This window comes from Marinobacter sp. UBA2498 (assembly GCF_002341575.1).
Lineage (GTDB): Bacteria > Pseudomonadota > Gammaproteobacteria > Pseudomonadales > Oleiphilaceae > Marinobacter > Marinobacter manganoxydans.
The window spans coordinates 29607-37839 of sequence record NZ_DDOI01000157.1 but is presented as its reverse complement, the minus strand read 5'-3'; the positions used below and the strand labels follow the sequence as shown (position 1 = coordinate 37839).

The 8233-nt window shown below is 52.4% G+C and carries 7 protein-coding genes; all 7 read right to left on the bottom strand.

Features of this window, described 5'->3' with window-relative positions:
* A partial coding sequence (gene pglZ / locus B2W52_RS21765; RefSeq protein WP_286804066.1) for a BREX-1 system phosphatase PglZ type A occupies nucleotides 1–2365 on the bottom strand: 2365 nt, incomplete at its 3' end.
* 130 nt (nucleotides 2366–2495) lie between these two features.
* Nucleotides 2496–4100 (bottom strand): SNIPE associated domain-containing protein, encoded by a 1605-nt coding sequence (locus tag B2W52_RS21760; RefSeq protein WP_286804065.1) that lies wholly within the window; start codon nucleotides 4098–4100, stop codon nucleotides 2496–2498.
* Between the two features lie 59 nt (nucleotides 4101–4159).
* Nucleotides 4160–5119 carry a toll/interleukin-1 receptor domain-containing protein gene (locus tag B2W52_RS21755; protein WP_286804064.1) on the bottom strand — a complete coding sequence of 320 codons (960 nt, stop codon included), beginning with the start codon at nucleotides 5117–5119 and terminating at the stop codon, nucleotides 4160–4162.
* Nucleotides 5120–5143: 24 nt separating this feature from the next.
* Nucleotides 5144–5452 (bottom strand): hypothetical protein, encoded by a 309-nt coding sequence (locus B2W52_RS21750; RefSeq protein WP_286804063.1) that lies wholly within the window; start codon nucleotides 5450–5452, stop codon nucleotides 5144–5146.
* A gap of 100 nt (nucleotides 5453–5552) precedes the next feature.
* The gene (locus B2W52_RS21745) at nucleotides 5553–6323 is read right to left on the bottom strand and encodes a hypothetical protein (RefSeq protein ID WP_286804062.1); all 771 of its coding nucleotides are present in this window, start codon (nucleotides 6321–6323) and stop codon (nucleotides 5553–5555) included.
* 2 nt (nucleotides 6324–6325) lie between these two features.
* Nucleotides 6326–7474, bottom strand: a complete 1149-nt coding sequence (locus B2W52_RS21740) for an AAA family ATPase (protein WP_286804061.1) — start codon at nucleotides 7472–7474, stop codon at nucleotides 6326–6328.
* Nucleotides 7475–7621: 147 nt separating this feature from the next.
* On the bottom strand, nucleotides 7622–8233 hold a 612-nt coding region (locus tag B2W52_RS21735; protein ID WP_349677091.1), incomplete at its 5' end, for a TOPRIM nucleotidyl transferase/hydrolase domain-containing protein.

Genomic DNA, 8233 nt, shown 5'->3' with positions numbered 1-8233 from the left:
CGCTCACGGCTTCCGTCTGCATCAGGTCAAACCGCTGGATGTTATTGACCATCTTCAGAGTCGGCTTGGGCGAGATGACCTCCACCTTGCGCTTGGAACGACTTTCAGCCTTCTCACCACGCAACTGCTTTACTGTCAGCACCGGCACCACGATTTCCTGCGGCATAGCGCCACCGTGGACAAACCGTGCGCCACCGACAAAGTGGAAGCGGTTAGCCCCTTTCGGAATCCAGAATCGGGTATCAGACGCCGTACCAGCGGTATGGCGGGTAGAGCCACACCAGGCATCTTTGGCATCCGGCAAGTCGTGGCCAATAACGTAACGCTTTTTACTCTTGAGAGCATTGCTTGGCTTGTCAGCAAGCGAGGTTCTGTCTGCGGCCTCCAGCTTGCTGTGCTGGAACAAGAAACCATGGTCTGCCGTCACCAACACCGTGCTGGTGTTGAAGTGCATCATGATCTTGCGGGTCAGTTCCGTCAGCTCTTCGATGGCGTGTTCCACCGCATTGAAGGTTTCTGATTCCGTCGACGCGCTATCCCCCCTCGCATCCACCACGTTGTGGTAGACATAAACCAGGTGCTGATCCCTAAGGGCGTCACGCCCCTCTTCCCGGCTCCAGGCTTTTACGGTTTCTGCCTGCACCGCCATCCCGTTGTAACTGGCCAGAACCCGATTGCGGTTATCGCTGCCCTTGGTGGATTTGCCGTCTACAAACACGTCATCACTCACCCCCTCCCGGTATTCCAGGGTTTGATGAGGCAACAGAGAGGCCATACCCAGCGTGGTATAACTGGGCAACACCCCTAACTGGCTGGACAGCTTCGCCTCGCTATAGCGTTTCACATTGATGCGATCCCGCAACTCCACCGCCGCCTCATAGCGAAACGCATCACTGATGATGACCACCAGGCGTTTATTGCGGGCGCTGTCCAGCTTGGGCTTTACCAGGGTGTCGTAGAAGTGGTGCTGATTGGGCACACCACCAATGGCCCAGTGCTCCAGTAGCTTCTCGCCTTCCACCAGGTCACCCCAATTGCGGGCCAGTTGGTCCAGATACCAATAGGCATAACACTGCTCTACGGCCTCATCCAGCGCCTTCAGAATCTCCACATGCGCCTTGCGAGAAGCCGCGCAGTAGTGGCGATATTCGGTGTCAAACCGGTAGAGGTCGGCCTCATAGGCCTGATAAAGCGCCTCAGCACTAGTGAAATGAAAGCCCTCCGGGTGCGCCTGGCGTAACGCAAACAAATCAATCGCAGCGGACAGCGCTGAATAGATGGTCCGGAATCTCCGGCGAACATCATCGTCTTTGTGACGAGACGCCCAATAGCCGTCTAGCCGGTCCGAAATAACCCGGGCGAACAGGTTCAAATCCGCTGGCCGGGCTTCCGGAATGGCTTTCACCAAATCGACGATAATGCGGTTCTCAGCTTCCCGGAAGGTGGCGACATTGGCTAGCACCTCAATCGAGTAGTCCTCAATGCGGGACTTGATATTGAGGGCCGTGGAAACCCAGTCGGCGATCACATCATAAGCCGGGTAATAGCGAGAGCTGTCGCGCCAACGGGACAAGAGCGCCCGCGAGGTGGCTCTGGCATTGGCCGATGAAATGGCCACCGAGCGGGCCCAGTCCGGGACTTCTGAAATGCTTTCGCAAAAACCCGTGGCCAGCAGGCGAATTAGAAAATGCCCGAAGCTAAATGGGGCCTCACCGCGCAGCTCTTCTTCGGAGGCTGGATAACCCACCTCCTCCTGGAATGCCCGAACCAGTGGTGGCACCAGACCATACTTCTCTAACTCGTTGATGGACTCCGGCACCTGCTCCAGCCCGCCATCAGCCTTCACCAGCTCATCGCCCAGCGTAAACAGGATATTAGCGATATCCGGCGATTCGGCCCGGGTAACCACCGCAATCATGGCCAAATCCAACGCGACTTCGTCAAAGTCCGGCTGGACAAAGCGCTTGAGAGCTGCCAAACGGGCCTTACTCAGAAACTTCTCACGCCGGGCAAGGTGAGCCCGAAGGCTCTGCTGCTGCAAGCCCAGCTCGTTGAAGATGATGGAAATGCGATCCGCATGGAAGGTGCGGGAATACAGTTTCATGTCCAGCAACCAGTCGTCTTCCGGTTCCGGCTCTGCGTGGGGGAAATACAGCAAGTACCTGCCGCTCTGGTCTTCCAGCTCCAGTTTCAGCTTAAGGGCCATAGACGACTCGCCGGCCATGTCTACCACCTGAACATCCGGCAAATCGATATTGGCCAGCTCATCGCCAAAGCTTTGCTCGGGGTCGTACCAGAACACCAGTCGGTGGTTTTCGGAGAAAAAAGCTTGCTGAAGCCCTTGGGTGAGCTTTTTTGAGTCCATGAACCACGCCTTATTCAAACATCTTTTTATTCAGTATGTTAGGACAATGTAACACAGGTTTGCGAGGTCAAAGGATGACAACGCAAAACATAGTGCCTACAGACACCCCTTTTGATCCGAATATTCTGACTTATGCAGTAACCGGCGCTTCCATAGCCTGCTTTCTGGAAATACTCAGCGACTCCCGATACTCCGCCGCTTCCGCTTTCATGGTCCAGTGTATTTCGTTCATGCCCTGCTGCTCCACCGCCTGGCGAATCTCTGCAACGTTCAGGTTAAAGAATTCCTTGCGGGGGTTAACCTTGTTCACTGATGCCTCATCAAACCGGCGGTGCAGAGCCTTTTCCAGCGCTGGCGCATCGTCACTGTAGATCATGGCATGGACATCAAAGTCGAAGGGAACGGACGCATCACCCAGCTCTTTCACCCGGTCTGAAGGCTCCAGCCGGCGCGTCATACCTATCTTGAATACGTTCTCACCAAAGCTGCCAATGTTACTGATGACATAAACATGGCCTCGCCTGGTCTGTTGCGCCATCGAAATCGCCCGCTGCCCCCGGCTCTCTGCCTCTGCCAGTTTGAATTCCAGCTCAGCGAGCTGGGCTTCGTACTCTGCACGCTGCTCACCGTGAGCAGAAGCCAGCTCCTTACGAGCAGTCTCCATGGCCTTTTGTAGCATGCGTTCTTCTTTTTCGGCCTCTTTAATGGCCTTCTCTATTTCGCGGCGAGCTTTTTCTTCCTCACGCATTTGCTCCCGAATGGCCCGCTGCTCCTCCCGTTCGATCTGCCTCAGCTCGTGAGTGGCAACCGCCCACGTTAGCTCTTCCAAGCGAGCCTCCAGGTATTCCTGGTTAATGCGAGCATTACGAAATGGCATACCGTTGTGATTCACCAGGGCGAACGCATCCAGGATTTCCTGTTTGATCTTGCCGTAGTTGTCGTGCTTGACCTTGGCCAACGCCGAATCGACTTTGCCGTTGAAGGCATCCACGGCGAAATGTATTGCAAAAGCTCGTCGGTTTGCCTCCGCATAATCGCAGGCCCCCGCGTTGCCATTTTTGACCATGTCCCGAACGCGCTTTCTTGCTCGCTTCAATTGCTCGCCGGCTTCCTTATGGCTGTATTCCTCCGCCAGCTCATCCAGAACCGCATGATTAGGAATGATATAGTCATCTTTGTAGCCTTGGATGGTGTTGCGCATGGCAACCACAGTGGCCTCGTACAGGTCAGCCTTCCCCTTGGCCGCGAGCGCGTCACCAGCTACTTCTTCCGCCTGTCGTTTGGCGAAATCGAGTACCCTCTCAGCCTCTGCCCGACCGTCAGCCTCAATCTGATCGGCCTTCAGCCTGGCCTCTCTGAGCGCTGCCTTTGCTTCCGTACTGATTTGACCTGCCTCTTCCGTGGCCTCGCTCAGTCTTTTCTCAGCTTCGGAATACACACGTTCCGCATCATTCCTGACCGCCTGCGCCTGCATCTCCGCCTTACCCAGTAACAGCCGCGCGTGCTGTTCCATATCGGTAATGGGCTTGTATCTGGCATCCAGGTCGGCGCTGTAATTTTCCGCTTCCCTTTTCTTCTCTTCAGCCTGCTTCAAAGCCAGCATCGCCTCCGCCAGCTTTTTCTTCATAGCATTTCGGCTTCGCCTGGAAAGCCACGCGATCACGACCGGAGTAAAGAAAATAAGAAGGGTGACGATGACGATGACAGCATCGACGGCTGAGGTTGGCTCTTCCATGTGTTTTCCTAATTATCGTTTTTGGTTTTCAGTAAATGCCTGAGCAGCGCAGGCAATGCTCATTTGAGGGGGCGAATAAAGCTGTCCCAAAAGTACTCGGCGACGCCCTCGCACGTGAGCAAACTGTCACGACCGTACCCGGACATTCCGCCCATCATCGAGCGGAACCCAAGCATAGTTCCATCGTCTTCTAACGTAACGGCATCATTACAGCTATTGGTCGAGACCCCGGATTGGCTGTAACAAATATCTCCCAGCGCCATACCTCCGCCGGTTTTCCATATGCCACAGTGGCAAACTCTTTGCCCATTTTGGTAAAGAGAAGCCTCGAAGCTGTCGGCATCCTTCTGGTGAAAATCCTGCTCCAGCTCGGGATTCCGGGCGCAGATCTCCTTCAAGGAATTTTCAAAGAAACGAGACAGGAACTGAATTCCTTCCCGACGAGCAAGGTCTTTATCTCTGTCACTGAATTCCTTTCGAATGCCCAAATTGCTGCTGCGAGGACCAGAATCGACCGGCTTTACGAATGATGGCGATGTAGCCGGGCGGGTATTGTCAGTAGGAGAGTTCTGGGCCGTGGCACCCAATTCCTTCAAAACAGATTTGATGGCCTGAGCGACTTGGTAGAAACCATCTTCGACGTGAGTGAATTTCGAGATCGGATAACCATCCTCTGGGGTGGCCATCAGCTTTCCGAATGGCAGATCATGCCAGTCACAGGTTTTCAGAATCACCGGAACCACACGCGCCTCACCTTTATTGTGCCGCTTGAGGGCGTGCTTCACTTCAATGTCGTAGCAATAATCTGAATTGATGAAGTCGGGGCTAATCAGCAAAAGGATGATGTCTGCATCTTCAAAGTGCTGGCCTATTTCCCCATGCAGTTCAGTACCGGCTGTTATGCGCCGGTCATGCCAGGTGGAAATGAGCCCTCGTCTTTTGAGCGGCATCAAATGCTTTTCCAGCTCATCCCTCAGAGCCTCATCCACATGGGAATAAGAGAAAACCAGCTTCGCCATACATCATCCTTAACTTTTCAGAACCTAAACCAATGATCGCAATCGCTGAAGAAACGCAACCAGCTTACCGCTGTTGAGATCCCCATACCCCAAACCAAAATGTGACCAGAGATCTAAAACCTGTTGTTCTTTTGGATTAGGCCTCCTGGAGCCGCCATGCCCCATGGGGCATGCCCCTGATGAAACACCAACATTAATTTCCGATGTACGCACTCCTACCTGCACACACACCGACTCTCCCGCTTTCTGACGCCGCCTTATTTGCTCATGAAGCCAACTTTCAGAAAGTCCTTCCAGAGGCTGCTCCATTCCTGCAACGGTTACTGTGATCATGAATATGACTCCTTCGGTTCAGTTCACCTTGACAGTCTCATGATCATGCGACATTTGGCGTCGCACCCAGCGTCTTTTTACCATCAGAACCAAACAGACATTACGTATCTCTTACGGGTCTCAACAACCTAGAAACCGCTTCTGACAAGGCTTCTCTAAATTCACGTAATGACGGCATATCAATCTGTAGGACATCAATGCTGCGGTCCTTCACGAGATCTGAAAGCTTGTCTGAAGAAGGATACCCACCCATGGCAGCCTCAAGTTGCTCCTTTAGTGGATTCAAACCTTTGTCATTGCCAGACATTTCCTCCAATGCATCACAGTGTTGATAGGGTGACTGCGACTTTACCGCGCAGAGCAGCCAGGCTTCGGATTTCGGGTTGGGCATCATTGGCACACCATAATCAAAACGGGCCGCCTTAAAACCGTTTTCCATCGATTCGACTTTTTTTCGACGAAGACCTCTATTGGATGATGCAGTGCGATCACTGTCCCGAAACAGAACAGCAATAACAGAGTCCTGCACTTCGTCCGCCAGCCTATGAGCCAACTCCCCCAAGCCCCGAGCATTCCGGAAGAAATAACTTGTTTCCTGCCCCGTTTTTTTACCTGGCAGTCGGATCTTCCGGCCGCCACTTGCTTGTTTGCAGTGTTGGCTGAGTGACTTCTCGCTGACAAACCCAACCTGTCCATACTCGATATGGGACATCTCAAAGCCCTGGAGCTGATCAACAAACTGCTCAACCAATTGATCGACGAACCAAGCCATTGGCCCCGGCAGAAAGTGTTCACCTTTACAAATTTCAACAGCTTCAACGATGCTGCAGCCAATATCAGAGGGGCCCTCGCCACTAAGCAACAAAAACATCGTTACTTGTCACCATTAATTTGCCGGATTTCCTCGGCAAGTTCTGACAGCCGGGTATCAACGAATACTTCACCCGGGCCCATTACCGACAGCTTCTCTGCCATGGAGGGAATCGAGAAGAGTGGTATAGCCCTGGTCGCACCCTTGGTAGTTTTGTAGAGGTAAATCACGCCATCTTTTGCGATATCGTCTTCGAGGTAGTTCAAGATCAAAGGGCTGTGTGTTGTAACCAAAACTTGATGGTTACTGCCAACCAGTGCGTCCACCAAAAACTCGACCAACTCCGGATTAATGCCGTTCTCGATCTCATCAAAAATCAGAAAGTGCTGATCCGAATCCAACTGAGAGAGTACCGCCATTAAACGCAGCATACCGTCGTTGATGTGTTCCGCCGAAGTGGACAACAACTGTTCGCCAAAGCGTTCTTTGACACCAAGCTGTTTCCAGCCAGACCGAAGAGATTTCGTATCAATACTCTCAAGCTGCCCATACACACCTTCAAGTCGTTTTCTGAGCGCCTCACGCTTGTCTTTACCCAATTCATGCAGGTACGCGGACAACCGTTGTCCACCCAGACCTAACTGACCATCCGCACTGCGTGTCTTAAGGCGGAGTTGGGCTGGGGATAATAGATCAAGCGAGTGCACCTTCAACATTTCAGTCCGCAATGTGAGCAGCGGACCTTTGATTTGACTTTCCTTAAGCTGCGAAAGTATCGAACCTTGATAGTCAAAAACGACTTTGAATTTTTCGGCCTTACGACCTTCATGAGGTCTGAGTGTGCACTCCCCTTCGTGGACCCTAAGGAGAGGCACCCCGTTAAGAACCACCGTTTCAGTCGTACACTGAAGAGAGTTCCGGTTAACGCTCCCGCTCCATACAAATTCACCATTGGTGGGAATACTCAGAGTGAGCGTGAACTCGATATTCTGGCGCGCAGATAACTTTGAGTTCAGGTCAGCCTTTGACCATCCTCTTTCCTTCAACCAGCTTTTGAGATCGCCCCGCATAAGTTGTGAGAGGAAATCCATAGCCTGAAGCACCGTCGACTTGCCGGCTCCGTTCAGACCCACAAGGCAGCTGAATTTCGCCACGGGCATCCGAAAATCAACCAGGGATTTGAAGTTGTCTATACGAATATGTGTAATCATGTTTGTTCCAATTTCATTTTCTGGCTGACGTACTCCCGGAGTTCTTTCAAATTCTGGAAGTGCCGGTGCTCATCTACGCTTGCAAGTGCCGATTTGGCACGGGAAATTTTTTTGGCCAAACCCGTAGAATTAGTCGAAGCATTACACCTACTTAAGCGCTTTATTAATTTTGGTGATCAATGCCGTCCACTGCTGTCGTTCATCCAAAGTTAATTCGTTTGCATCATGGGTGCGAGCCCAGCGCAGAAATGCCTTGGAGAGCTTATACTTTGAGAAGTCAGATATCTCCGCACCGAAGATATCAACAATAGGTCGGCTGTCTTGACGCTGTGCTGTGCTCCTGATTTCCCAACCGAGTTCTTCCTGTGCCACATTGATTAAAGTTTCTCGAAGGAGATCCTCGATTTCAGGGGCATTGACGCTACCAGAGTACGAGTCCTTTGTTCGAAGGATCCTTTTGTTTCCCAGGGAGTGGACAAGAATGTCTTGCTCAGCAGCTTGATTGCCTGCTGTATCCGAGTCGAGAAGCGCTGCGACCTTCAACTTATTAGCATGCAAGATGGTGGCAAAATACACCACTTTACCTGCAGTATTCGCTGGCACGATAGCGATGCTCTTGTTTAAGTCAGCCTCTCCCGAATCTCGAAGGAGAAGTGCGACCGCTTCCACGTACCAATAATCGGTCAGTCCCTCAACCACAAGGTTCCGGGTCTGTGAAAATAGACTTTGCGCTAGATCGTAGCCAAGCGCCTCCTGTAG

Bases quoted from the DNA above. Each gene is read 5' to 3' on its own strand.
- B2W52_RS21760 (WP_286804065.1), bottom strand. From the start codon at position 4,100: ATGGAAGAGCCAACCTCAGCCGTCGATGCTGTCATCGTCATCGTCACC.
- B2W52_RS21755 (WP_286804064.1), bottom strand. From the start codon at position 5,119: ATGGCGAAGCTGGTTTTCTCTTATTCCCATGTGGATGAGGCTCTGAGG.
- B2W52_RS21750 (WP_286804063.1), bottom strand. From the start codon at position 5,452: ATGATCACAGTAACCGTTGCAGGAATGGAGCAGCCTCTGGAAGGACTT.
- B2W52_RS21745 (WP_286804062.1), bottom strand. From the start codon at position 6,323: ATGTTTTTGTTGCTTAGTGGCGAGGGCCCCTCTGATATTGGCTGCAGC.
- B2W52_RS21740 (WP_286804061.1), bottom strand. From the start codon at position 7,474: ATGATTACACATATTCGTATAGACAACTTCAAATCCCTGGTTGATTTT.